The following is a 24,515-nucleotide window of genomic DNA, read 5'->3' as shown; positions in this document are numbered from 1 at the left end:
TCGTCGCGCGCAGCATCGCCATCCTGACGAGAACGCCGAGGGACAGGCCATGCGTATCGAAGGCGGATCGGGAATCAGTGCGGCGAGCGAGCGCTTCGACACCAGCGCCAGCGCGCGGGTCGCCGTCGACGCCCGGGTCGCGGCCGAGTGGGATGCGCCCGCCTCGCGCCCGGCGATCGCGGCCACCGCCCAGGCCGACGTGCGGATCTCGGCGGTCGCGGCCGGCGGCGGCAAGTCGGCCGAGCTCGCCGAAGCGCGGGTGCACATGGCCCTGGCCGCCGACGTCTATAACGACACCCCCAACCCGCCCGCCGGCTGGGAAGTCGCCGGCGCCGACGACCTGGCCCGCCTGGGCCTGGACGCCACCGACCTGGAGGAGCCGGGCTCGAGCTTCCGCGCCCGCGTCTATGTCGACGCCCAGGGCGACTATGTCGTGGCCTTCCGCGGCAGCCAGAACGCCGAGGACTGGCGCAACAACTTCCAGCAGGGCCTGGGGCTGGACTCCGGCCACTACGACAAGGCCCTGGTGATCGGCGAGCGCCTGCGCACGGCCGGCGAGGACGTCACCCTGACCGGCCACTCGCTGGGCGGGGGTCTGGCTTCTGCGGCGGCGGTGGCCTCGGGCCTGCCGGCCGACACCTTCAACGCCGCGGGCCTGCACGAGGACACGCTGGAGGTCGCCAAAGCCGGCGGCGCGGCGGCTCCGCAGGTCGACGCCTACTACCTGGACGGCGATCCGCTCAGCCGCGTGCAGGACGGCGGCGACCGCTGGCTGGGCGCGGGCCTGGGCGGCCTGCTTGGCGGCATCCCCGGCGCGATCCTCGGCGGCCTGCTGGCCGACGCCCCGCCGGCCTATGGCGAGCGCCACCAGCTGACGCCGGTCGGCCCCGAGGGCCAGTCGGCGGGCGAGGCCTCGCTGGGCGACCTGCACGGCCAGGCCTGGCTGTCGTCCAGCCTTGACGCGGCCTATCGCGCGACGGCCAACTGAGGCCCGTGATCCGACCCGCAGCAATCGCCGCCCTGGCGGCCTCGATGGTGATGATGACGGACGCCGCGCTCGCCGCCTGCTTCGTTGGCGGAACCGCCCTGCCCGACGTCCGCGCTGCCCTGGCCGCCGCCGACCATGGCCAGGCCGGGCGCGACCTGATGTCGGCCGTGCTCAAAGGCGACGTCGGCGAGGTCCAGCGCCGCCTGCGCGCCGATCCGGCGCTGAAGACCACGCGCGGCGGCCCGAACGGCGATCTCCTGAGCCTGGCCGTCGCCCGCTGCGACAAGCCGATGGTCGCGGCCCTGCTCGATCTCGGCGTTCCGCCCGACGGGGCCGCCGACGCCGTCCCGCTGAGCCTGGCCCTGCGCGCCACCGACCCGGCCTTTGCTGCGCAACTCCTGCAGGCCGGAGCCAGCGCGCAACGCCGTGAGACCTACTGGCCGCTGAAGGCCGCGATCGGCCTCAACTCGCTGGGGGCCGTGCGCCTGCTCCTGCAGCACGGCGCCAGGATCAACGACCACGACGCCACAGGCGCGACGCCCTTGCGGCTGGCCATAGAGCAGCAGAACTTCCGCATCGCCGAGCTCCTGCTCGAAAAGGGCGCCGATCCCTGGACGGTGGGCAGCAATGGCGAGACCGTCGGGACGGTGCTGACCGGCCCCATGCGCCCCGGCGAGCCCGAGGAGCAGGCCGCCCGCCCGCGCGTGCTCGAGACCCTGAAGACAGCCGGCTGGCGCATGCCCGGCGGGCCGGATGCGAAGGAGACCCGCCGCCTGGTCCTGACCGGCGCCTGGCCCCCGGCGCAAGCCCGCGCCGCCGGCTGGAAGACCCCGCCGCCGACGGAGATCACCGACCGCATGCGCCGCTTCTGGACCGAGAGCGGCGACAAGCGTCCGCGCTGACGCCGAACCGCGTTCCGAACACGTGAAGGCCCCACGGGTGGCGCGATCGGGCCTCCGCCGTTAAGGTTCGGGATGCTGACCACCAAGATGAACCCTCGTGTGTTCTGGGGCGCCAGCCTGATTATCGGGCTGCTTCTCGTCTTCGCCGTCGCCGCTCCGGACTTCTCCGACAGCGTCTTCAAAACCGCCCAGGCCTGGGTGATCGACACCTTCAGCTGGTTCTACGTCGCCGCCGTCGCCGGCTTTCTGGGGCTGGTTCTCTTCCTGGCGCTGGGCCCCACGGGGGCGCTGAAACTGGGCCCCGACGACTCCGAGCCGGACTTTCCCTACGTCTCGTGGCTGGCCATGTTGTTCGCGGCCGGCATGGGCATCGGCCTGATGTATTTCGGCGTCGCCGAGCCGATCCAGCACTACATCAACCCGCCCGAGGTCGAGCCGCGCAGCTTCGAGGCCGCACGCGAGGCGATGGTCATCACCTTCACCCACTACGGCGTCCACGCCTGGGCGATCTATGCGGTAGTGGGGCTGAGCCTGGCCTTCTTCGCTCACCGCAAGGGCCTGCCCCTGACCCTGCGGTCTGGCCTGTCGCCGCTGCTGGGCAAGCGGATCAACGGACCGATCGGCGACGCCGTCGACATCTTCGCCATCTGGGGCACCGCCTTCGGCATCGCCACCTCGCTGGGCTTCGGCGTCGCGCAGATGAACAGCGGCCTGAGCTACCTTTTCGGCATTCCCAACACCGCCTGGGTGCAGGTGATCCTGATCGCCGTGGTCATGGCCGCCGCCACCGCCTCGATGATGAGCGGCGTCGGCAAGGGCGTGCGCCGCCTCTCCGAACTGAACCTGATCCTGGCCATCCTGCTGATGCTGTTCGTGCTGGTGATCGGCCCGACCGGCTTTCTGCTGAAGGCCCTGGTGCAGAACTTCGGCGCCTATCTGGATCACTTCATCCGCCGCACCTTCACCCTCTACGCCTACGAGCCCCGGGCCTGGATGGCGGACTGGACGCTGTTCTACTGGGCCTGGTGGATCGCCTGGTCGCCGTTCGTGGGCATGTTCATCGCCCGCATCTCGCGCGGGCGCACGGTGCGCGAGTTCGTGCTCAACGTGCTGCTGGTCCCCGCCGGCTTCACCTTCCTGTGGATGACGGTCTTCGGCAACACCGCCATCAGCCTGGACATGGGCCAGGCGGCCGGCGCCATCTCGCGGGCCGTGACCGCCGACCTGTCCACGGCCCTGTTCCATTTCTTCGAGCAACTGCCGGGCACGACCTTCACCTCGGCCCTGGCGATCCTGCTGGTGGCGGTGTTCTTCGTCACCTCGGCCGACTCCGGGGCGCTGGTGATCGACACCATGGCCTCGGGCGGCGCCGACGACACGCCGCGCTGGCAGCGGATGTATTGGTGCGTCCTGCTGGGCCTGGTGGCCGCCGTGCTGCTGCTGGCCGGCGGGCTGGGCGCGCTGCAGGCCGCCACTCTGGTAGCCGCCCTGCCCTTCGCGGTGATCATGATCCTGCTGTCGATCGGCCTGGTGCGGCAGATGAACGCCGACATCGCCGGCCGCACCATCGACACCGAGACACCGCCTCTGGCCGAACAGCTGAAACGAATCCTCTCGCCCGCCAGCCGGCGCGAGATCCTGCGGCAGATCGAGCGTACGGGCGTTCCGGCGCTGGAGGGCGTCCGCGCCGGGCTGGAGGCCGAGGGCCTGACCGCGGCCCTGGCCAAGGACGATGACGGCCTGGCCCTGACGGCCTCGGTCGGCGAAGGCGGCAAGCTTTTCCATTACCGGCTGGCCGCCCGCTCACGGCCGCGCCCCGCCCTCACGGCGCTCGACGCGCCGGAGGGCCGCCGCGCGCTGGAATGGCGGCTGATGGCGCATTCCGCCGACGTCGCCAAACCCCGGGACGTGACGGGCTTTACGCAGGACCAGCTGGTCAGCGACGTGCTGGACCACCTGCAACGCTGGCGGATGGCCTAGGCGCCCCCGGGAGATTCGCTACGCGAATCCGAGTCGCCGCCGCGATTCCCTCGTGGCGCGGACGGCGACTCGCATCTCGGCGGGCCTCATCGACGCTGTTTCGGCGCCGCCCGCGGTGGGACGCCCCACGCTGGGGCGAACTGCGAGCCCCTTCGGCCGAACCAAGCTGGAAAGCCCCCTATAAGAATAATACTCAACGATTACAGAAGCTTGCGATCCGTCGCAGTCGCCTAATCGCCAGACATGCCGAGCACGCCGACGAGATCGCCGGGCGTAAACTGCTTCATTGGGAAAGGGGATGGCGGAGACGGAGGGATTCGAACCCTCGATACCCTTTTGAGGTATGCCGCTTTAGCAAAGCGGTGCCTTCAGCCTCTCGGCCACGTCTCCTCCTGAGAGGGAGCGGTTCGATAGCCTGTTCGCTCGCGAATGACAATCGAAGCGTGAAGGAAAATCGCGTTAACGCGACGCTCAGACGGCCACGCTAGGTTGAACCTCGTTCTCCAGTGCGCAGAAGCCCAAGAGCGATCATGAGTTCCGCCCTCGCCCGCCCAGCGGACGCAAGCCAAGCGTCGGACGCCGCACGCAGCCGGCGCGGACCGTTCCGACCGGAACGCCTGACCCCGGCTCGCGCCCGGGTGCAGATCCAGAACCTGACTCGCGCCTTCCGCGTCGCCGACGCGATTCTCGCCGCCGCCCTCGCCCTCTGGGTCGCCCGCACCGGCGGCCTCGCCGCCCCCCTCGTGGGCGCGACCGTGCTTCTGGTCGCCCTGCACGGCCTGGAGGCCTATGTCTTTGCCCATCGCGAACCGCTGATCCGCCACCTGCTGCGCGCCGGCTCGGCCATCGGCGCCTCGGCGATCGCCGTGCAGGTCGTGGCCCTGACGCCGCTGGCGCCGGGCGCGCACGCCGTGACCGGCTGGCTTCTGGCCGCCCTGCCCGTCTTCCTCGTGCTGCACGCGACATGGTGGGCCCTGGTCCGCCATGGCCGCCGCATCGGCAAGCTGACGCCCAACATCGTGCTGGTCGGCGCCACCACCAACGCCGAGCGGCTGATCGCCGCGGCCCTGCGCACCGGCGAGGTCAACGTGCTGGGCGTGTTCGACGACCGCGCCGCCCGCGCCCCCGAGGCCGTGCTGGGCGTGCCGGTGCTGGGCGACACCAAGGCCCTGGTCGACCACCGCATCATGCCCTTCGTCGACCGCGTGGTGATCGCCGTCGAATCCACCGCCCAGGCCCGCGTCGGCCAGCTGGTCGAGCGCCTGTCGGAACTGCCCAACCCCGTCAGCATGATCGTCGACGTCGGCGGCGACGCCGACCGCGACGCAGCCCTGTCGCACCTGGCCGACCTGTCGGGCGCCCCGACCGACGCCCGCCGGGCGATGGCCAAGCGGGTGCAGGACCTGGCCGTCGCCGGAGTCGGCCTGATCGTCGCCGCGCCGGTGATGCTGGGCGTAGCCATCGCAGTGAAGCTGGACAGCCCCGGCCCTGTATTCTTCCGCCAGCGCCGCCACGGCTTCAACAACGAGGCGATCCTGGTCTGGAAGTTCCGCTCGATGCGGCACGACATGGCCGACGCCAAGGCCGCGCGCCAGGTCAGCGTCGGCGACGACCGCGTCACGCGCGTGGGCAGGTTCATCCGCCGCACCAGCCTCGACGAGCTGCCGCAGCTGTTCAACGTGCTGGCCGGCGAGATGTCGATGGTCGGCCCGCGCCCCCACGCCATCGGCATGATGACCGGCGACGTGGAGTCGGCCAAGCTGGTGGCCACCTACGCTCACCGCCACCGCATGAAGCCCGGCGTCACCGGCTGGGCGGCCATCAAGGGCTCGCGCGGGGCGGTCGACACGCCAGAACTGGTGCGCCAGCGGGTGGCCTATGACGTCGAATACATCGAGCGGCAGTCGTTTTGGCTGGACCTCTACGTGATCCTGATGACCGTCCCCTGCCTGCTGGGCGACAAGACCGCCGTGCGCTGACCATGTTCTGGCGCGGCGTCCTGGGCTACCTGCCCGTCAACATCGCCCAGGGGGTCGTCGGCCTCCTGACGATCGTGCTGTTCACGCAGATCCTGTCTCCGGCCGAGTACGGGATCTATGCGCTGGCGTTCTCGGTGCTGAGCCTGACCCAGACGGCGTTCCTGACCTGGACCGAGGCGGCCATGGCCCGGTTCCTGGCCCGCGCCGACGAGGACGGCCGCCTGCCCGACCATTTCGCCACGCTCTATCGGCTGTGGATCCTGATGGCCCTGGCGATCCCGGTGGTCGCCGCCGTGGCTCTGCGGTTCTGGCCCATGGCCCCGGCCCTGAAGGTCGCCGTCGCCGCCGCCTTCGCCGCCGCGGCGGTGAAGAGCCTGGCCAAGATGTCCCAGGAACGCCGCCGCGCGGCCGGCGAGGTGTCGGGCGCAGCCCTGCTGGACGTGATCCAGACCGTCGGCGGCTTCGCCCTGGGCCTGGTGCTGGCCCTGGTGGGCCTGGGCGGCGCGGCGCCGATCCTCGGCACGGGCGTGGTTGCCCTGTTGTGCCTGATGTTCGTGCTGCCGACTGACCTGAAACGTCTGAAGGGCGGCAGCTTCGACAAGGCGATGGCCAAGGCCTACGCCGCCTACGGCCTGCCGGTGGCCTTCTCGCTGATCCTGGCCCTGGTGCTGTCGACCACCGATCGCTTCCTGCTGGCCGCCTTCCTCGACGAGAGCGCGGTCGGCGTCTACCACGCCGGCTATTCGCTGGGCTCGCGCACCCTGGACGTCGTTTTCATCTGGCTCGGCATGGCCGGCGGCCCGGCCATGGTCGCGGCCCTGGAGCGCGGCGGCCAGCCGGCTCTGGAGGAAAGCGCCCGCGAACAGGCCGACTTCATGGTGCTGCTGACCCTGCCCGCCGCCGTGGGCCTGGCCCTGGTCGCCCGTCCGCTGACCGAGGTGATGATCGGCCCGGCCCTGCGCGAGGGCGCGGCGGGCGTGACGCCGTGGATCGCCGCCAGCGGCTGGCTGTCGGGGGTGACCACCTACTACCTGCTGCAGGCCTTCACGCTTGGCCGGCGCACGACGATTCTGAGCGCCTGCATGGCGATCCCGGCGGGCGCCAACCTGGCCCTGAACCTGGTCCTGATCCCGCGTTTCGGCCTGTCCGGCGCGCTGTGGGCCACGACCGCAAGCTACGCCCTGGGCGCGATCGCCGCCGGGGTGCTGGGCCGCAAGGCCTGCGCCCTGCCTATCCCGTGGCAGACCCTGGCCAGGACGGGCCTGGCCTGCGCCCTGATGGCGGCCGTGGTGCTGGCCATGCCCGACGTCGGCGGCCTCATAGAACTGATCCTCAAGGCCGGCCTGGGCGCTGCGACCTTCGGCGGCGCGGCCCTGCTGCTCGACGCCGGCGGCGCGCGCGCGCGACTGGCCGTCCTTACCCGCAGGTTCCGCACCGCATGACCGCCCCGATCACCGAGACGATCTCCGACAACGCCGCCTGGGCCGGCGTGACGCCGCGCCTGTCGGTGCTGATCCCCACCTATCGGGACGATCCGACCGCCCTGCTGCGGGCCCTCGACGGCAAGGACAATGCGGCCGAGATCGTGGTGCTGGACGACGGCGGCGGCGACGAGGCCCTGGCCGCACGGATCGGCAAGCTGATCGCCGGCCTGAAACGCCCCGCCCGCTTCGTGCGGCTGTCGCGCAACGCCGGCCGGGCCCAGGGCCGCAACCGCCTGGCCGCCCACGCCCGAGGGCGACACCTTTTGTTCCTCGACAGCGACATGCTGCCCGATCCGAAGGACTTCCTGGCCCGCTGGCTGGCGGTGGCGGGCGACGACGCTCCAGTGGCCTTCGGCGGCTTCACCCTGGACCAGACGCCGATCCGGCCCGAGCACGCCCTGCACCGGGCCATGGCGCTGAAGAGCGACTGCACGCCCGCCCCCGAGCGCGCCCAGGCGCCGGAGAAGCACGTCTTCACCTCCAACCTGCTGGTGCGCCGCGACGTCTTCGAGACCATCGCCTTCGACGAGGGCTTCGCCGGCTGGGGCTGGGAGGACGTCGAATGGGCCATGCGGGTCGCCCGCGCCCACCCGATCCTGCACATCGACAACACCGCCACGCACCTCGGTTTGGACCCCGCGCCGGTGATGACCGCCAAGTACGAGCAGTCGGCCGCCAACTTCGCCCGCGTGGTGGCCGCCCACCGCGACGTGGTCAGCGCCTATCCCAGCTACAAGGTCGCCAAGGCCCTTAAGGCCGTGCCCCTGCGCGGGACCTGGCGGCCGTGGCTGAAGGCCATAGCCCTGGCCGAAAGCCTGCCCACCCCGCTTCGCGCCTTTTCCATGCGGCTCTACCGGGCCGCCCTCTATTCGGACGCCGTGTGATGACCGCCCTCGAACAAACCTACGAGAAAGTCGACGCGTATGAGCCGGACCGCTCGCTGAAGGGCAAGGTCCGCCGCCGGCTGATCCGCCTGCAGCATCGTCGCCCGGCGCGGGTGAAGCTGGAGCGGCCGATGGTGTCGTTCAGCTTCGACGACGCCCCCGCCACCGCCTGCGAGGCGGGCGCGCGCGTGCTGGAGAGCCGCGGCTTCCGCGGCACCTATTATTTCGCCGCCGGCCTGACCGGGCGCGACGGGCCGATGGGCCGCTACGCCACCGGCGAGGACGCCGCCCGCCTGCACGCGGCCGGTCACGAGATCGGCTGCCATACCTTCAGCCACCTCGACTGCGGCCAGGCGACGACCCAGGTCGCCCTGGCCGACGTGGCGCAGAACAGGCAAGCATTGGCGTCTTGGGGCGTGGGGAACGCGGTGAGCTTCGCCTATCCGTACGGCGACGTCGCCGCCCCGGCCAAGACGGCCCTGGCCGGCCGCTTCAAGACCTTGCGGGCCCTGCATCACGGCCTGATCGCCAACGGCGCCGACCTCAACCAGGCCCCGGCCGTCGGCATCGAGGGCGAGGATGGCGAGGACGTGGCCCTGCACTGGCTGGACCAGGCTCACCGGCGCAAGGCCTGGCTGATCCTCTACACCCACGACGTGGCCGACCAGCCGTCGGCCTGGGGCTGTACGGTGCAGGCGCTGGAGCGGCTGGTCGACGGCGCGGTCAACGCCGGCTTCGACGTGGTGACCGTGGCCGAGGGCTCGCGGCGGATCGGGCTGTAGCCACTACTGACGGGTCCGCGAGGTCATCCCTGCCGCCGCCGCGTCGTCGGCCATCTGCGGGTCGACTTCGGGCGCGGGCTTGGGCGTGGCGGCCGGGGCTTCGACCACCGGCGGCTTTTCGGGTTCGGGCGCGACCGGGGCCGGAGCGGCCTGGGCGGCGGGCGTGCGGGTGGTGGCGGCGCTGGCGGCGTCGTCGGCCGTGGTGCGGATTTCCGCACCCTCCTCGTAGCCGGAGCTCTCGAAACCGACACCGGCGCTGACCACCAGGATCACGCCCAGGGCGGCGACCGCCCCGACGACGAAACCCAGGACGATCCATCCCAACGGATTGCCGCGACGTTCGGCCTTGGCCATCTGGAGCTCCCTAAGGGGAAGGCTCCGATCCTAGGAGCCGACCCAGCGTCGGACCGCGCCGACATCGACGTGAACGAAATTGCTGACGGGATAGTACCCGACGCCGCCCTGCTTCAGGTCGAGGGCCGCAGTCCTCAGCCGATCCAGGGAGACATCCTCCAGATAGAGATCGATGGCCTTGCCGTCCATGTGCAGGCTGCGTTTGGCGACCTCACCGCTGCGCGCGTGCAACATCGCGTTGGTCTTGGGCGAGCGATAGCCGGAGATGATCTGGAAGTGCGACTTGCTCTCGGTGCGCGCCGCCAGGCCCGCCATGATGTCGTAGAGCTTGGGGTTCATCGCCGAGACGTCGCCGGTGCGATAGTCGCGCAGCACCTTGTCGAGGGCCTCGACGGCGTCGGGCACGTACTCGCCCTTGTCGAAATAGACGGCTTCCAGCTTTTCCTGGGTGTGCACGTTGTGCAGCTTCACCCAGCGCGGTTCGGCGGAAATGATGCGTTTCGGCTCGGCGACGGGAACCGGCGCTTCGGGAAGGCCGTTATCCGGCATGCCCTCGGCCGCATTGCCCAGGTCGCCCTGCTTCATCAGCAGGTCGGCGATGGGATCGGCCCCAGGGCCGAACTTGGACTGTGCGAAGGCCGCCATCGGCCCGACCGCACTGGCGCCCAGCACACCCAGGCCAAGGCCCAGGAGCTTGCGTCGTTCGATCATCGATACGCTTTCCCGACTGACTGCGTCAGGCCGCCCGAGGGGCCGCCCACGCTCACTTAGAACGCGATAACTTTCCGGATCGGAAAGGCTTACGCACAAAAAGAGGCCTGACGAAGGCCGTCGGGTCAAGCCGGACCGATGGACGCGCGGCCGCCGAAAGCGTGGGCGTTCCGCGCCGCGGCCACGCTTCAAATGCTGCAAAGACAGCGGCTTGGGCGCGTGGGCGAAACGCTCAGACGGTCCTGGATGCGGCGATACGCTGCACCAGCGCCTTGTCCCAGCCGTACGGGTCGTCGCGGAAATTCACCTGTCCGTCCGGCGTCACGTAGGCGGTCCAGTAGAGCAGATAGACGGCCATCGGCTTGGGCAGCTGGGCCCGCACGGTCTTGCCCGAGGCGATGGTGGCGTCGACGTTCTCGGCCGTCCATTCGGCGCTGCCGTCGAGCAGTTGCTTGGCCAGCGGGATGGGCTTTTCCAGGCGCACGCAGCCGTGGCTGGCCAGGCGGCTGTAGCTGGCGAACTTCGCGCGCGACGGGGTGTCGTGCAGATAGACCCCATAGGGATTGTTGAAGTCGAACTTTACCAGGCCCAGCGCGGCCTTGTCGCCGGCCTTCTGCTGCAGGCGCGTGCCACCGCCCTCGGTCGGGATGACGATGAAGTCGTTGCGGGCCAGATAGCCCGGATTGGCGCGCTCCTTGGGCCACAGCTCCTTGGTGGCGATGGAGCTGGGCACGTTCCAGGGCGGGTTCAGCACGATCGAGTGGATCTGCGATTGCAGCATCGGCGTCTCGTCGCCCGGACGGCCGGTGACGGCGCGCATGGTCAGGGTCGGAGCGTCGTGGTGGAAGACGCTCATCACGGCGGCGGCGATGTTGACCTGGATGCGGTCGGCCGGCAGCTCTTCGGGCAGCCAGCGCCAGCGCTCCATGTTGGCGACGATCTGGTCGATGCGCAGCTGCACCGGCACGTTCAGCGCCGCCAGCGTGCCCCTGCCCAGCACGCCGTCGGGATTGAGGCCGAAGCGCTTCTGGGCGCGCATCAAGGCCTGTTGCAGGGCCTCGTCGAACACCGGGGCCTTGTCGACGGCGATGGAGGGGTCCTCGATGGCCAGGCGGGCCTCGAGCTGGGCGATGCGCGGATCGCCCTTGTCGCCCAGCTTCAGCGGCGGCCCTTCGGGGATCATCGCCCAGCCGCCCTTGGCGGCGAGATCGCGATAGACCACCAGTCCCTTCTGCAGGGTCTGGTAGCCGGTATAGGGCGGCGACAGCTCCTCCAGCCAGCCGGCCAGGCGGTCGTTCTGGATCGCGGCGGCGAAGCCTGGGGCCGGATCATAGGCGGCGGGACGCAGGCCCCAGTTGCCGTCGAAATCGGCGGGCGCCAGGCGGCCGCTGTGCACGGCCTTGGCGTAGCGCATGGTCAGGGCGACAAGTTGGGTCACGCCGGCCTGGCGGTCGACGGCGCTGCGCGAGTCCAGCAGGGCCAGGGCGCGATCGGGCGCGAACAGCCCGGGCTCGAAGCCGTGCGATGGCGCGTCGTTCAGCGCCTTGACCAAGAGGTCGATCTGGTCGGCGCGCAGGGCCGGCGGCGCGGGCACCGTCACGGGCGCCTGCTGCGGCGCGCGGGCGGGCCGGACCTGAGCTTGAGCGAGCACGGCCGGAGCCGCCGACATCCACAGGGCCGTCCCAAGCAGGACGGTCGAAACTTTCAGGCTCTGGTTCACCGCAGACGGGTCTCGCACGCACGTTGCACGCGGCCCCTCCGCGCACTTCTCAAATGGCAATTCCGCGTCGGGGTCGTCAACGCGAGGATCGTGAAACTCCAACGGCCAAGGTCCCCATTTGGTTCTTTCTCACGTTGCGGAACCTTCCGGCCACACTTGCGGTTTGCAGTTCGACGACGGCGCCTTTGCGCCACAATCGTCCTTGTCAGGACAGCCCAAATGAGAATCGCCCAGGTTCCGCCCCTGTATGAAGCCGTGCCGCCACGGCTCTACGGGGGCACCGAAAGGGTGGTCGCGCACCTGACGGACGCGCTTGTCGACCTCGGCCACGAAGTCACCCTGTTCGCCTCCGCCGAAGCCCGCACCAAGGCCGACCTCGTGGTCGTCCGCGACCAGGCCATCCGCCTGGACCCCGCCCCGCTGAAATCCGATCTCGCCGCCCACGTCTCCATGCTGGCCGAGGTCCGCCGCCGCGCCGCCGACTTCGACGTCATCCACTTCCACACCGACATGATCCATTTCCCCCTGTTCGAAGGCATGGCGGAAAAGACCCTGACCACCCTGCACGGGCGGCTCGATCTGAAGGACCTGCCGGGCGTCTACCGGCGCTGGCCGCAGTTCCCGCTGGTGTCGATCTCCGACAGCCAGCGCGCGCCCCTGCCCTTCGCCAACTGGGCCGGCACGGTGCTGCACGGCATGTGCGCCGAGATCTACGAATATCATCCGAAGTCAGAGGGTTACCTGGCTTTCCTCGGACGGATATCACCCGAGAAAGGCCCCGAACGGGCGATCGCCATCGCCAAGCGGATGGGCCGCCGGCTGAAGATCGCCGCCAAGGTCGACGCCGCCGACCGCGAATACTTCCACACCGTCGTCGAGCCGCTGCTGGACCATCCGCTGGTCGAGTTCGTCGGCGAGATCGGCGACGCCGAGAAGTCGGCCTTCCTGGGCGGCGCCGACGCCCTGCTCTTCCCCATCGCCTGGCCCGAGCCCTTCGGCCTAGTGATGATCGAGGCCATGGCCTGCGGTACGCCGGTGATCGCCTACCAGTGGGGCTCGGTGCCCGAGGTGATCGAGGAAGGCCTGACAGGCTTCATCGTCGACGACGAGGACGAGGCGGTGGCCGCGCTGCGCCGCCTGCCCGACCTGTCGCGGCAGGCCGTGCGCAAGCGGTTCGAGACCCGGTTCTCGGCCCACGCCATGGCCCGTCGCTATCTCGATATCTACGCGCGTCTGGACGAGGCGGCCCGCGCGCCGCGCCTCGTGCTGGCCCAGACCGCGTGACCTAAAGGCGGCCAAACCCCGCCGGGTTGAGGCCGCATTGTAGCTTTCAAGTTCAGCGACCGCGCCTCCCCTGGCGCGGCCGCTGATCGCGTTTAGACGAGGGGCATCGAAATGGACGACATGGCGCCGCCCCCGGTGACGGCGGGCGAGCATGGCGAGACCGGCGAACCGCGCGTGCCCTATCGGCTGTTCGCGCTGAAGGACCGCGACACCTTCCTGGTGGCCGACGCCTTCGGCGACGTGCTGGGCGCGGCCGACGGCCTGTTTCACGACGACACACGGCTGCTGTCGCGCCTGCGGCTGCTGATCGGCGGGCGGCCGCCGGCCCTGCTGAGCGCCAGCGTCTCGCAGGACAACGTGTTCTTCACCTCGCACTCGACCAACCAGACCCTGCCCTCGCTGGGAGGCGCGTCGGCGCCGCATGGCGCGATCCACGTCGAGCGCAAGCGCTTCCTGTGGTGCGAGCGCCTCTACGAGCGCCTGCGGTTCGTCAACTACAGCCGCGACATGGTCATCCTGCCGGTGGCCTTGGAGTACGACGCCGACTTCCACGACATGTTCGAGGTGCGCGGCTCCAAGCGCAAAGCCAGGGGCCGGGTGCTGCCGGCCGAGCTGAACGGCCGCTCGGTGCACTTCGCCTATCAGGGCCTGGACGAGCTGCGCCGCGACAGCGTGATCGCCTTCTCCGAACCGCCGGGGCGCCTGACGCCGCAGCGGGCCGAATTCATGTTCATGCTGACGCCGGACACACACTTCGACCTCTATCTCGAGGTGGGCCCAGCCCCCGACCATCCGCCGACCCGCGAGCGCTGGCGCGCCGCCGCCGCCCGGGCCCGGCTCGACATGCGCGGCCGTCGCCGCCGCGGGGCGCGGCTGAAGTCGTCGGGACGGCTGTTCAACGACTGGCTGGAAAAGTCGCGGGCGGACCTGGCCCTGCTGACCACCGAGTTCGAGACCGGTCCCTACCCCTATGCCGGCATTCCGTGGTTCTCGACGCCGTTCGGGCGCGACGCGATCATCACCGCCTGGCAGGTGCTGTGGATCGAGCCCAGGCTGGCCAAGGGCGTGCTCGGCTACCTCGCCGAGCACCAGGCCGAGGAGGTCAGCGCCTTCCGCGACAGCGCGCCGGGCAAGATCATGCACGAGACCCGCAAGGGCGAGATGACCCGCCTGGGCGAGTTGCCATTCGGCCGCTACTACGGCGGCGTCGACACCACGCCGCTGTTCGTGGCCCTGGCCTGCGCCTACGCCGAACGCACCGGGGACCTGGCCTTCATCGACGGGCTGTGGGACGCACTGCGTGCGGCGGTGGCCTGGATCGAGCAGTTCGGCGACAGCGACGGCGACGGCCTGATCGACTACGCCCGCGGCGCCGACACCGGACTCTCCAACCAGAACTGGAAGGACAGCGAGGACAGCGTCTTCCACGCCGATGGCAAGTTCCCCGACGGGCCGATCGCCGTGGTCGAGGTGCAGGGCTACGCCTTCGCCGCCTTCAAGGGCATGGCGGACCTGGCCCGTCGCCGGGGCGAGACCGCCGACGCCGAGCGCTGGGCGGCCAAGGCCGAGCACCTGCGGACCATGGTCGAGGAGCAGTTCTGGATGGAGGACAAGGGCTTCTACGCCATGGCCGTCGACGGCCACGGCAAGCCCTGCCGCGTGCGCGGCTCGAACCCCGGGCACCTGCTGTTCTGCGGCCTGCCCTCGCCCGAGCGCGCGGCCAAGGTGGCCGACACCCTGCTGTCGGCGGCGTTCAACAACGGCTTTGGCGTACGGACCCTGGCCGAGGGCGAGCCGCGCTTCAATCCGATGAGCTATCACAACGGCTCGGTCTGGCCGCACGACACCGCCATCTGCGCCATGGGCCTGGCCCGCTACGGGCACAGGGACGGCGTGGTGCGGATGACCTCGGGCCTGTTCGAGACCGCCGCCCACTACGAGATGCGGCTGCCGGAGCTGTTCTGCGGCTTTCCCCGCCAGCCGGGCGAACCGCCGGTGGCCTATCCGGTCGCCTGCCTGCCCCAGGCCTGGGCGGCGGGCTCGGCGTTCATGATGCTCCAGGCGTGCCTGGGCATCACCGTCGACGGCTGGGCCGGCGAGATCCGCATCCAGGAGCCGCGCCTGCCGATCGGCATCGACAGCCTGTCGATCGAGAACCTGGGCGTCGGCGATCGGCTCACCGATCTCTCCTTCGAGCATGTCGGCCGGCACGTCACCGTCCAGGGTGGACGGCGCTCGACCGTGCCGATCCTCACCCGCTGCTGATTTTCCAAAAAGCGTAACAAGAACAATGACCATGCCCCAGAACCTCGACCTGTTTCCGATCGGCAACTGCTCGGTCAGCGCCCTCATCGACCGCGACGGCCGCTTCGTGTGGGGGTGCATGCCCCGCATCGATTCCGATCCGGTGTTCAGCACCCTGCTGGGAGGCCTTGAGCCGCCGTTCGAGGGCGGCAAGGGCCTGTGGGACGTGGTCGTCGACGGGGCGGTGAAGGTCGAGCAGGCTTACTTACGCAACACACCGATCCTGCGCACGGTGGTCACCGACGCCGACGGGGCGAGCCTGGAGATCATCGACTTTTCCCCCCGCTTCCAGCAGTTCGGCCGCATCTATCGCCCCACCGCCTTCATCCGCCTGGTGCGGCCGATCAGCGGGGTGTGCCGCGCCACCATCCGCCTGCGCCCGACCGCCAACTGGGGCGGACGCCTGGCCGAGCACACCAACGGCTCCAACCACATCCGCTACCTGTGCTCGGACATGACGCTGCGGCTGACGACCGACTGCCCCGTCTCGCACATCCTGGAGGAACGCACCTTCCGTGTTGAGCGGACCCTGGCGATGTTCCTGGGCGCCGACGAGGGCTTCGACGCCGACGTCGGCGCGACCTGCGCGCGGATGCTGCAACAGACCGAGGACTATTGGCTGAACTGGGTGCGGGGCCTGGCCGTGCCGCTGGACTGGCAGTCGGCGGTGATCCGCGCGGCCATCACCCTGAAGCTCTGCATGCACGAGGAGACCGGGGCGATCGTGGCGGCCATGACCACCTCGATCCCCGAGCACGCCAACAGCGGCCGCAACTGGGACTATCGCTACTGCTGGCTGCGTGACGCCTACTACGTGGTGCAGGCCCTGAACCGGCTGGGCGCGGCCGACATCCTGGAGAACTACCTCTCCTACCTGCGCAACATCGTCGACCGGGCGGCCGGCGGCCATATCCAGCCGCTGTTCGGCGTGGGCTACGAGCCGGCGCTGATCGAGCGCTTCGCTCCCGACCTGCCCGGCTATCGCGGCATGGGTCCGGTGCGGATCGGCAACCAGGCCTTCGAGCACCAGCAGCACGACGTCTACGGCCAGATCATCCTGTCCTCGACGCAAGCCTTCTTCGACGAGCGCCTGCTGCGGCCGGGCACGATCGAGGATTTCAAGGCCCTGGAGCCCGTGGGCGAGCGGGCCTTCCAGTTGCACGACCAGCCCGACGCCAGCCTCTGGGAGTTCCGCGGCCGCGCCAATGTGCACACCTATTCGTCGGTAATGTGCTGGGCCGCCTGCGACCGCCTGGGCAACGTGGCCGAGAAGCTGGGCCTGGCCGACCGGGCCAAGTTCTGGAACGACCGCGCCGCCAAGGTGCGCGAGGCCATCGACACCCACGCCTGGAACGAGCAGCTCGGCCGGTTCGCCGCCACCTTCGGCGGCGAGGAACTGGACGCCAGCCTGCTGCAACTGGTCGACCTGCGCTTCATCGCCGCCGACGATCCGCGCAACAAGGCCACGGTGGCGGCGATCGAGGCCGGCCTGCGCAAGGGCAGCTACCTGCTGCGCTACGCCCTGCCCGACGATTTCGGCACGCCGCAGACGGCCTTCAACATCTGCACCTTCTGGCTGGTCGAGGCGCTTTATCTCGAAGGCCGGGTCGAGGAGGCCCGGTCGTTGTTCCAGGAAATGCTCGACCGCCGCACCTCGGCCGGCCTGCTGTCGGAGGACATCGGATTCGAGGACGGCGAGCTGTGGGGCAACTACCCGCAGACCTATTCGTTGGTAGGTCTGATCAACTGCGCGGCGCTGCTCAGCAGACCCTGGACTTCGGTACGCTGAAGCTGGGTCAACCCCTTCGGCCTCACGTTTTGGTCAGTCAAACGTGACCCCCCGACCGCCATGTCGGGGGGATCGAACCCGGCCCCGAGGCGTTCTTGGCGGCTGAGTTCCATAGTGAAAGGGGCCTAACTGCATGACCACGTACGGGTCTGCCGCTCGGCTTGCGTCGTCGGATCTTCCGCCGCCGCCCACCAGTATTCCTGCCAATTGCGCGCTGTTCCTCGACCTCGACGGAACCCTGGCGCCCATCATGCCGCGTCCGGAGGACGTTGGCCCCGACGCCGCGCGCGCGGCCCTGATCGCGCGCCTGCGCGAAGCTTTCGACGACCGCGTGGCCGTGATCAGCGGCCGTTCTCTGGATGATCTTTCCCGCATCCTGGGCGACGGCGCCCTGGCCTATATGGCCGGCGTGCACGGCCTGGAGCGCCGCACCCCCGAGGGCGTGTTCCGCGCCCAGCCGCACGAAGGCCTGGCCGAAGCCCGCGACGTGCTGGCCGACCTGGCCCGCTGCGATCGCGGCCTGATATTCGAGGACAAGCACCTCAGCGTCGGCCTGCACTACCGCAACACCCCCTCGGCCGCCGACGCGGTGATCGAGGCGGCCGAGCGCCTCAAGCGCCAGACCGGCCTCGTCCTGCAACTGGGCGACATGGTCGCCGAGCTGCGCACGCCGGGCCAGGACAAGGGTTCGTCGGTCGCCGCCCTGCTGCGCGAGCCGGCCTTCGACGGCGCCCTGCCGATCTTCATCGGCGACGACCTGACCGACGAGGACGGCTTCGAGGCCGCCCGCCGCCTGGGCGGCTACGGTGTGCTGGTCGGTCCCGAGCGCCCGAGCGCGGCGAGCTATCGCCTCGACGGTCCCGAGGCCGTCCACGCCTGGCTGGACGCCGCCGCCCAGTCGGTCACTGCCAAGTCGGTCACTGCCAAGTCGGTCACTGCCAAGTCGGTCACTGAAAGCGAGGTGGCGCGATGAGCCGCCTGATCGTCGTTTCGAACCGCGTCAATCCGCCGTCCGGCAAGGGCGAGGAAAGCGTCGGGGGCCTTGCCATGGCCCTGGCCGCGGCCCTGCGCGAATATTCCGGCATCTGGTTCGGCTGGAGCGGCAAGACCACGCCCGAGTTCACCGGCCAGCTGAACATGCAGCGCGTCGAGGGGGTGACTGTGGCCACGGTCGACCTCGAGGACGGCGACTACCAGGAATATTACAACGGCTACGCCAACAAGACGCTGTGGCCGCTGTTCCACTACCGCGTCGACCTGACGGCCTACGACCGCTCGTTCGGCGAGGGCTATGACCGGGTCAACAAGCGCTTCGCCGAGACCCTGCGCCCGCTGATCGAGCCGGACGACATCATCTGGGTGCACGACTACCACCTGATCCCGATGGCGCGGGAGCTGCGGCGGCTGGGCGTGACCAACCGCATCGGCTTCTTCCTGCACATCCCCTGGCCGGCCCACCAGCTGGTGGTCACCCTGCCCCGCCACCGGCCGCTGGTGGAGGCGCTGTTCCACTACGATGTCGTCGGCTTCCAGACCGAAGAGAGCCTGCAGGCCTTCGAGGGCTACGTGTTCAACGAGGTCGGCGGCGAGAAGACCGAGGACGGCCGCCTGCGCGCCTTCGGCCAGATCACCGAGGCCGGGGCCTTCCCGATCGGCATCGACGCCGACGACTTCGCCCGCATCACCAAAAGCCCGCGAGCCATGCGGGTCTATGACCGGATGGCGGCCCACAGCGTGTTCCGCAAGATGGTCGTGGGCGTCGATCGCCTCGACTACTCCAAGGGCCTGGAAGAGCGCCTGCTGGGCTTCGAGCGCTTCCTGCACGACCACGAGGACGCCCGCCGCGAGGTGATGCTGCTTCAGATCGCCCCGCTGTCGCGCGACGAGGTCGAGGCCTACCAGGACATCCGCAGCCGGCTGGACGGCCTGATCGGCCGCATCAACGGCGCCTATGCCGAGATGGACTTCACGCCGATCCGCTATCTCAACCGTTCCTATCGGCGCGACGAGCTGGCGGGCGTCTACCGCGCGGCCAAGGCGGCGCTGGTCACGCCCCTGCGCGACGGCATGAACCTGGTGGCCAAGGAGTACGTGGCCTCGCAGAACCCCGAGGATCCGGGCGTGCTGATCCTGTCGCGCTTCGCCGGCGCAGCGCGGCAGATGAAGGAGGCGCTGATCATCAACCCCAACAGCCCCGAGGAGATCTCGGACGCGCTGGCCCAGGCGCTCGCCATGGACGAGACCGAGCGCAAGCGCCGCTGGGAGGACCTGATGGACAACGTCACCCGCCAGGACGTCACCGCCTGGCGCGACGACTTCGTGGCCGCCCTGAAGGGCGATCCGACGGTCATGGCCGCCAACACCGAGACGCCGGACGAACCGGCCGTGACCACGGTGAAGAAGGCGCTGGTCGGCGCCAAGAAGTAGGAGCGACACGCAGATGGCCCCGCGTCCCACATGGCAGGGCCATCTGCGGCTCTCGCTCGTCACCTGCCCGGTGGCGCTCTACACCGCCACCAATCCCGGCGGCGAGGTGCGCTTCAACCTGCTGCACCCCAAGACCCACAACCGCATCAGGATGGTGGCGACGGACCCCGACATCGGGCCGGTCGAGCGCTCGGATCTCGTCAAGGGCTACGAGGTCGAGAAGGATCGCTACGTCATCGTCACGCCGGAAGAGATCGACAGCGTGCGGCTGGAAAGCACCCGCACCATCGACATCGAGCGCTTTGTCGACGTGGCCGACATCGACCGCCTCTATTGGGACAATCCCTATTTCCTAGTCCCCGACGGCAAGCTGGCGGTCGAGGCCTATTCGGTGATCCGTGACGCCATGGTCGGCGCCAAGCGCATCGCCCTGGGTCGCGTCGTCATGCACACCCGCGAGCGCCTGCTGGCCATCGAGCCGCGCGGCAAGGGACTGGTGGCCTATTCGCTGCGGTCGTTCGACGAGGTGCGCGATCCGGCCGACCTGTTCGACGACATCCCGGCCAAGAAGGCCGATCCGTCGATGATCGCCATCGCCCGCAAGATCATCGAGCAGCAGGACGGCCCCTTCGAGCCCAAGGCCTTCAGGGACCGCTACGAAGACGCCCTGCGCGACCTGATCAAGCGCAAGGAAAAGGGCGGCAAGACCAAGGTTGCCGCCGCCCCGCCGGAAGACACCAACGTCGTCGACCTGATGGAGGCCCTGCGCAAGAGCCTGGGCGGCAAGGCCCCGGCCGCCAAGACGCCGGCGAAGAAGGCGGCTCCGAAGAAGGCCGCCTCCGCCAGGGCCAAGAAGGCCTCCTAGGCCTCCTGCGCTACCGGCGGCCTGGCTTCCTTGAGCCGCAGGTAGATGCAGCCCAAGCCGACCGCGGCGTTGAGGATGCCGACCAGCACGAACGGCGAGGCCGGGCCGATCACGTCGAACAGCACGCCGCCCAGGGTGCCCAGCACCAGGATGCCGAACGCGCCGCACAGGTTGAAGAAGCCGATGACGGCGCCCCGGCCCTCTTCCGGCGCTTCCTTGCCGATCAGGGCCTGCGAGCCGATGAAGGCGCTGATCTGGCCCACGCCCAGCAGCACGAACAGCGGCATGGCCGCCTTGCTCAGCGGGTCGTCGATGAACATCGTCGCCAGGTAGCCGACCGCGCCCAGCAGCATGCAGGCGGCCAGCGCCGTCAGGCGGTGGGCCTTGTCGATCATCAGGGCGATGACCACCGGCCACAGCAGCGCCGCCGACTGGGCGACGATGAACGGGATCCGCCCCTGGTCGAGGGCGTCGGCGAGGCTGGCGCCGTTCTCCAGCGCCGCCTTCTTGCCCCAGGCGATGGCGTAGGCCCCGACGATGGCGAGGTCGCCCCGGGCCACGAAGGCCGAGGCGTAGGCCAGGACGATGCGCGGATTGGCCTTGGCCGCGGCGACGCCGACGCCAAGCTGGGCCGAGAGCTTGACCCGCTCCACCGAGCGCGTCGCCACGCCGGGCTTGAGGCCCAGCCACATGACGGCGGCGGAGATCAGGCAGAGGGCCGCAGCGATGGCCAGCGCGGCCTGGCCGGCGGTCTTCTCGTCCATGCCCTGGCCGACGAACACGGCCGGCAGCTTGCCGATGGCCAGCGCCAGCACCACCACGCCCAGGCCGTTGAGAATGCCCGACAGGGCGACGATCTTGCCCCGGTCGCGGGCCTTCACATAGTCGGCCAGGATGGTCGACAGCATGCCGGTCGTGGCCCCGATGCCGATGGCGTAGACCACCTTGTAGAGCGACAGGTCCCAGATGTTGGTGGCCAGCGGAAACAGCAGATAGCCGGCCGCCGTGGCCAGGAAGCCGATGGCGTAGACCGCGCGGCGGCCCACCCGGTCGGCCAGGGCCCCGGCCAGGCCGAACACGAACAGCAGCGCCACCTCGTTGACGAGGTTGAGGATCCCCAGGACCGAGCCCTGGCGGTCCAGCGGCACGCCCAGATTGGCGCTGAGCACGTAGGGCGTCATCACCGCCACGGTCGTGGCCAGGCCGATGTTGACGAAGGCGGCGTAGAGCGCGGTCCACATGTGGCCGGCGCGCACGCCAGGCTCGATCGCCAGTATGCCGAACCGCTCGGGGTTCTTGGGCGCTGCCATCGGGAACTCCAGAAAACTTTGGGGGCAAGGAAAAGGCCCGGCGCGCAGGGGCGCCGGGCCTTGAAGGTCACGCGTTCAGGAAGATCAGAAGGTCTTGCTGATGCGGATCGAGGCGGCGCGCTTTTCGGGCAGAGAAACCACGTAGGAGCGCGGCGGGGTATTGTTGTTCAGATCGAAGAAGCCGAAGTCGGTCGCCGCGATGGCGTTCTTCGGGGTGTCGTCGTCGAACAGGTTGGTGACGGCCAGATCGATGCCCCACGACCCGTCGGTGATCCCGGCCCGCAGATCCGAGACGAAGTAGCTCGGCAGCCAGGTCAGGTTGTTCTGGGTCATGTAGCGCTTGGACTGGTAGCGGCCCGACAGTTCGGCGGTCCACGACCAGTTCGACATCTTCGGCAGCTCGCCGGTGACCAGGGCCGAGACGTTCAAGCTGTGCTTGGGCGTCAGCGGAACGGCCTTGCCGGTGTAGTCGCCGCCGTTGGACTCGATCCGGTCGAAGTAACCGGGGGTCGGGACCTTGTAGTCGGTGAACTCGGCGTCGGTGTAGGTGTAGTTGCCGCTCAGCGTCAGCCAGTGGGTCGCCCGCCAGTCGCTGGTCAGGTCGATGCCCTTGCTTTCGCTTTCACCGGCGTTCTCGACCGACGGCACCGAGGTGCCGCCGAGCACCTTGGTGGTGCCGATCTGCTGGTTCTTGTAGCGGTTGAAGAAGATCGCCCCGTTCAGGACCAGGTCGCCGCCGAGGAACACGTTCTTCGAACCGATTTCGAAGCTTTGCAGCTTCTCCGGCTTGAAGGTCGAGTCGACGCTGCCGCTGGTGCCGGTGGTGTCGACGCCGCCCGGCTTGAAGCCTTCGCCGTACGACGCATAGACCGAGTTGCGCGAGGTGATCTTGTAGTTGGCCACGAAGTTCGGCGTGAAGGCGTCCGCGCGGACGGTCTTCTTGTCGATCTGGGTGGTCTTGGCCAGCTGGGCGTTGCGAGCAGCGACGGTGCCGGCCGGACCGGCGGCGCAGCCCAGCTGCTGCAGGCAGACCAGCTGCACGCCGAACAGGCGATAATACATCGGCTGGTACGGGCTGCCGCGATAGGCGACGCGTTCCTCGATGTAGCGACCGTCGAAGCGCAGGGTCAGGGCGTCGGTGACGTCATATTCGACGCTGCCGGCCCAGGACAGCGAGTCCGTCTCGCGCGAGATCTTCAGCGGATAGTCCGCCGTCGCCTTCGCGGTCGTGGTCGGCGCCTGGAAGGCCCCGCTAGCCGTCGCGCCGCCGCCCATGAAGAGCGCCGTCAGGATGGTCAGGCGCGGGTCGGAGCCCTCGCGCATCCAGAACTGGTCCTTGTTGATCTGGCTGGCGGTCTCATGGAAATAGAGGCCTTCCAGCGAGGTGCGCAGCTTGCCGAAGTCCTTGCTCCAACGCAGGGTCTGGCTCTGCTGCTTGGTGTCGAAGTCGTCGTCCAGCATCACCGAGAAGCCGATGGCCGGCAGGCCGCCGGTCGGCGCCACGGTCGAGTAGTTCAGGCCGTAGGCGCGCAGGAAGCCCAGGTACTGGTAGAGCGAGCCATAGAACGGCGCCATGCCCGCATAGAGCGGAAGCACGTTGCCGCTGAGGCTGTTGTTGGAGTTGTCGAAGTCCTGGATCTGGGTGGTCTCGCCGCGCGTGATGCCGGTCAGCGAGGTGAACGTGCCCCAGTCGCTTTCGTAGTTGATGTCGAACGAGGCGCGGGTCGCATCGGTGACCGTGCCCTTGAAGTCCTTGCCCGTGCGCGGATCCAGCGAATAGGCGATGGTCTGGCTCTTGACCACCGCGGCGTCGCTGAGGTCGCCCTTGACCGTGAAGCCGGGGCGATTGTTGCTGGGATCGGTGACTGCCACGCCGAGATTGGCGGTGTTGGCCGTGCCGGTCAGCGGGTTCACCGCCGTGATGTAGGCGCGGGCCATCTGGTCGTATTCTTCGTGCGAGCTCTGCACCCGGGCGAAGACGGTCAGCTTCTCGGTCGGCTTCATCAGCACGCTGAAGGCCGCGCCCTTGGCTTCACCGCCGCCGACGCGCTTGCCGCTGACGCTGTTCAGGTACTGGCCGTCGTTTTCCCAGGCCCCGGCGTTCAGGTTGATCGCCAGCTTGTCCTGCACCAGCGGGATCGAAACCGAGACCTTGCCCTCCTTCAGGCCGAAGTCGCCGGCCTCCAGGCTGAGCTTGCCCTCGAACTCGCTAAGGTTCGGACGCTTGGAGATGTAGTTGATCGCGCCCGAGAAGGCCGAACGGCCGTAGAGCACGCTCTGCGGACCCTTCACGATCTCGATGCGCTCGGCGTCGACGAAGCGCAAGGAGGCCAGCGCGCCGCCACCGGCGGTGGCGAAGGCTTCCGACGACGTGTCGACCCCATCCACCAGGATGGCCACGTTCGGACGGCCGCGCACGGCTTGCACGCCGCGGATCGCCGGACGCGTGTCGCTGGGCGTCAGGCCCTGGTCGAAAGTCAGGCCGGCGGTCGATTGAGCCACGCGGCTGATGTCGGAAATATTGCGACGCTCGATCGTCTCGGCCGAAACGGCGTTGATGGTGATCGGAACGTCCTGAAGAGATTCAGACTTGTTCCGCGCCGTTACGGTGATTTCCCCAATCACCGTCATATCATCTGAAGTCGTCGTTTGCGCGAGGGCTTGCCCCGAACAAATCAGAAGCGTAAGAGCGCTCGCGCTCGCGCCATAGATACTCATTGCCGACTTGGTCATGACTCCCCTCTTCAAATCT

The 24,515-nt window shown here is 69.2% G+C and carries 18 protein-coding genes and 1 tRNA gene; 13 read left to right on the top strand and 6 right to left on the bottom strand.

What is annotated here, in order from left to right:
• Positions 1–49 precede the first annotated feature (49 nt).
• The 3 genes from ACODR1_RS06845 to ACODR1_RS06835 all read left to right on the top strand — a co-directional run bounded on the left by ACODR1_RS06845 (position 50) and on the right by ACODR1_RS06835 (position 3,870).
• Positions 50–988 (top strand): Tle-like phospholipase domain-containing protein, encoded by a 939-nt coding sequence (locus tag ACODR1_RS06845; protein WP_488879786.1) that lies wholly within the window; start codon positions 50–52, stop codon positions 986–988.
• 5 nt (positions 989–993) lie between these two features.
• A complete protein-coding gene (locus ACODR1_RS06840; RefSeq protein WP_488879785.1) occupies positions 994–1,890 on the top strand; it encodes an ankyrin repeat domain-containing protein in 897 nt (298 codons plus the stop codon).
• Positions 1,891–1,962: 72 nt separating this feature from the next.
• The gene (locus tag ACODR1_RS06835) at positions 1,963–3,870 is read left to right on the top strand and encodes a BCCT family transporter (protein ID WP_488879784.1); all 1,908 of its coding nucleotides are present in this window, start codon (positions 1,963–1,965) and stop codon (positions 3,868–3,870) included.
• A gap of 299 nt (positions 3,871–4,169) precedes the next feature.
• Here the strand turns inward: ACODR1_RS06835 and ACODR1_RS06830 are convergent.
• Positions 4,170–4,260 (bottom strand) — tRNA-Ser (locus tag ACODR1_RS06830).
• Between the two features lie 140 nt (positions 4,261–4,400).
• On the opposite strand from ACODR1_RS06830, the gene hfsE reads away from it, so the two are divergent.
• Genes hfsE through hfsH form a run of 4 tightly spaced genes read left to right on the top strand, consistent with a single transcriptional unit; the run spans position 4,401 to position 8,999 of the window.
• Positions 4,401–5,849 (top strand): polysaccharide biosynthesis protein HfsE, encoded by a 1,449-nt coding sequence (gene hfsE / locus ACODR1_RS06825; protein ID WP_488879783.1) that lies wholly within the window; start codon positions 4,401–4,403, stop codon positions 5,847–5,849.
• A gap of 2 nt (positions 5,850–5,851) precedes the next feature.
• Positions 5,852–7,291 (top strand): polysaccharide biosynthesis protein HfsF, encoded by a 1,440-nt coding sequence (gene hfsF, locus ACODR1_RS06820; protein WP_488879782.1) that lies wholly within the window; start codon positions 5,852–5,854, stop codon positions 7,289–7,291.
• Positions 7,288–8,217 carry a polysaccharide biosynthesis protein HfsG gene (hfsG, locus tag ACODR1_RS06815; RefSeq protein WP_488879781.1) on the top strand — a complete coding sequence of 310 codons (930 nt, stop codon included), beginning with the start codon at positions 7,288–7,290 and terminating at the stop codon, positions 8,215–8,217. Before hfsF ends, hfsG begins: the two co-directional genes overlap by 4 nt.
• Positions 8,217–8,999: an oligosaccharide deacetylase HfsH gene (gene hfsH, locus ACODR1_RS06810; RefSeq protein ID WP_488879780.1), complete on the top strand. Its 783-nt coding sequence runs from the start codon at positions 8,217–8,219 to the stop codon at positions 8,997–8,999. Before hfsG ends, hfsH begins: the two co-directional genes overlap by 1 nt.
• A 3-nt stretch (positions 9,000–9,002) precedes the next feature.
• Here the strand turns inward: hfsH and ACODR1_RS06805 are convergent, their stop codons facing one another.
• The 3 genes from ACODR1_RS06805 to ACODR1_RS06795 form a co-directional block, all read right to left on the bottom strand.
• Complete coding sequence (locus ACODR1_RS06805; protein ID WP_488879779.1) at positions 9,003–9,353, bottom strand: hypothetical protein; 351 nt, start codon at positions 9,351–9,353, stop codon at positions 9,003–9,005.
• Positions 9,354–9,383: 30 nt separating this feature from the next.
• On the bottom strand, positions 9,384–10,064 hold the full coding sequence (gene mepK / locus ACODR1_RS06800) for a peptidoglycan L,D-endopeptidase MepK (RefSeq protein ID WP_488879778.1): 681 nt from the start codon (positions 10,062–10,064) through the stop codon (positions 9,384–9,386).
• A 232-nt stretch (positions 10,065–10,296) separates the two neighbouring features.
• On the bottom strand, positions 10,297–11,802 hold the full coding sequence (locus tag ACODR1_RS06795; RefSeq protein ID WP_488879777.1) for a L,D-transpeptidase family protein: 1,506 nt from the start codon (positions 11,800–11,802) through the stop codon (positions 10,297–10,299).
• A 201-nt stretch (positions 11,803–12,003) separates the two neighbouring features.
• On the opposite strand from ACODR1_RS06795, the gene ACODR1_RS06790 reads away from it, so the two are divergent.
• From ACODR1_RS06790 to ku, 6 genes are all read left to right on the top strand, one after another.
• Positions 12,004–13,068 (top strand): glycosyltransferase family 4 protein, encoded by a 1,065-nt coding sequence (locus tag ACODR1_RS06790; protein WP_488879776.1) that lies wholly within the window; start codon positions 12,004–12,006, stop codon positions 13,066–13,068.
• A gap of 111 nt (positions 13,069–13,179) precedes the next feature.
• Complete coding sequence (locus tag ACODR1_RS06785) at positions 13,180–15,333, top strand: amylo-alpha-1,6-glucosidase (protein WP_488879775.1); 2,154 nt, start codon at positions 13,180–13,182, stop codon at positions 15,331–15,333.
• A gap of 31 nt (positions 15,334–15,364) precedes the next feature.
• Positions 15,365–17,161 (top strand): glycoside hydrolase family 15 protein, encoded by a 1,797-nt coding sequence (locus ACODR1_RS06780; RefSeq protein ID WP_488879774.1) that lies wholly within the window; start codon positions 15,365–15,367, stop codon positions 17,159–17,161.
• A 133-nt stretch (positions 17,162–17,294) separates the two neighbouring features.
• Entirely contained in the window at positions 17,295–18,134 is an 840-nt protein-coding gene (gene otsB, locus ACODR1_RS06775; protein WP_488879773.1) for a trehalose-phosphatase, read from the top strand.
• Positions 18,131–19,588 carry an alpha,alpha-trehalose-phosphate synthase (UDP-forming) gene (gene otsA / locus ACODR1_RS06770; protein ID WP_488879772.1) on the top strand — a complete coding sequence of 486 codons (1,458 nt, stop codon included), beginning with the start codon at positions 18,131–18,133 and terminating at the stop codon, positions 19,586–19,588. The genes otsB and otsA overlap by 4 nt, the downstream gene beginning before the upstream one ends.
• Before the next feature lie 13 nt (positions 19,589–19,601).
• Positions 19,602–20,453, top strand: coding sequence for a non-homologous end joining protein Ku (gene ku / locus ACODR1_RS06765; protein WP_488879771.1), 852 nt, complete (start codon positions 19,602–19,604; stop codon positions 20,451–20,453).
• On the opposite strand, the gene ACODR1_RS06760 is transcribed toward ku, so the two are convergent.
• Together ACODR1_RS06760 and ACODR1_RS06755 are read right to left on the bottom strand one after the other, a co-directional pair.
• The gene (locus tag ACODR1_RS06760; RefSeq protein WP_488879770.1) at positions 20,450–21,763 is read right to left on the bottom strand and encodes an MFS transporter; all 1,314 of its coding nucleotides are present in this window, start codon (positions 21,761–21,763) and stop codon (positions 20,450–20,452) included. The genes ku and ACODR1_RS06760 overlap by 4 nt on opposite strands.
• 84 nt (positions 21,764–21,847) lie before the next feature.
• The gene (locus tag ACODR1_RS06755; protein WP_488879769.1) at positions 21,848–24,388 is read right to left on the bottom strand and encodes a TonB-dependent receptor; all 2,541 of its coding nucleotides are present in this window, start codon (positions 24,386–24,388) and stop codon (positions 21,848–21,850) included.
• Positions 24,389–24,515: the final 127 nt, after the last annotated feature.

Source organism: Caulobacter sp. FG7 (assembly GCF_057808875.1).
This window is presented reverse-complemented; position numbering and strand designations above follow the sequence as displayed.

Bases quoted from the DNA above. Each gene is read 5' to 3' on its own strand.
- ACODR1_RS06845 (WP_488879786.1), top strand. From the start codon at position 50: ATGCGTATCGAAGGCGGATCGGGAATCAGTGCGGCGAGCGAGCGCTTC.
- ACODR1_RS06835 (WP_488879784.1), top strand. From the start codon at position 1,963: ATGCTGACCACCAAGATGAACCCTCGTGTGTTCTGGGGCGCCAGCCTG.
- hfsE (WP_488879783.1), top strand. From the start codon at position 4,401: ATGAGTTCCGCCCTCGCCCGCCCAGCGGACGCAAGCCAAGCGTCGGAC.
- hfsF (WP_488879782.1), top strand. From the start codon at position 5,852: ATGTTCTGGCGCGGCGTCCTGGGCTACCTGCCCGTCAACATCGCCCAG.
- hfsG (WP_488879781.1), top strand. From the start codon at position 7,288: ATGACCGCCCCGATCACCGAGACGATCTCCGACAACGCCGCCTGGGCC.
- hfsH (WP_488879780.1), top strand. From the start codon at position 8,217: ATGACCGCCCTCGAACAAACCTACGAGAAAGTCGACGCGTATGAGCCG.
- ACODR1_RS06805 (WP_488879779.1), bottom strand. From the start codon at position 9,353: ATGGCCAAGGCCGAACGTCGCGGCAATCCGTTGGGATGGATCGTCCTG.
- mepK (WP_488879778.1), bottom strand. From the start codon at position 10,064: ATGATCGAACGACGCAAGCTCCTGGGCCTTGGCCTGGGTGTGCTGGGC.
- ACODR1_RS06790 (WP_488879776.1), top strand. From the start codon at position 12,004: ATGAGAATCGCCCAGGTTCCGCCCCTGTATGAAGCCGTGCCGCCACGG.
- ACODR1_RS06785 (WP_488879775.1), top strand. From the start codon at position 13,180: ATGGACGACATGGCGCCGCCCCCGGTGACGGCGGGCGAGCATGGCGAG.
- ACODR1_RS06780 (WP_488879774.1), top strand. From the start codon at position 15,365: ATGCCCCAGAACCTCGACCTGTTTCCGATCGGCAACTGCTCGGTCAGC.
- otsB (WP_488879773.1), top strand. From the start codon at position 17,295: ATGACCACGTACGGGTCTGCCGCTCGGCTTGCGTCGTCGGATCTTCCG.
- otsA (WP_488879772.1), top strand. From the start codon at position 18,131: ATGAGCCGCCTGATCGTCGTTTCGAACCGCGTCAATCCGCCGTCCGGC.
- ku (WP_488879771.1), top strand. From the start codon at position 19,602: ATGGCCCCGCGTCCCACATGGCAGGGCCATCTGCGGCTCTCGCTCGTC.
- ACODR1_RS06760 (WP_488879770.1), bottom strand. From the start codon at position 21,763: ATGGCAGCGCCCAAGAACCCCGAGCGGTTCGGCATACTGGCGATCGAG.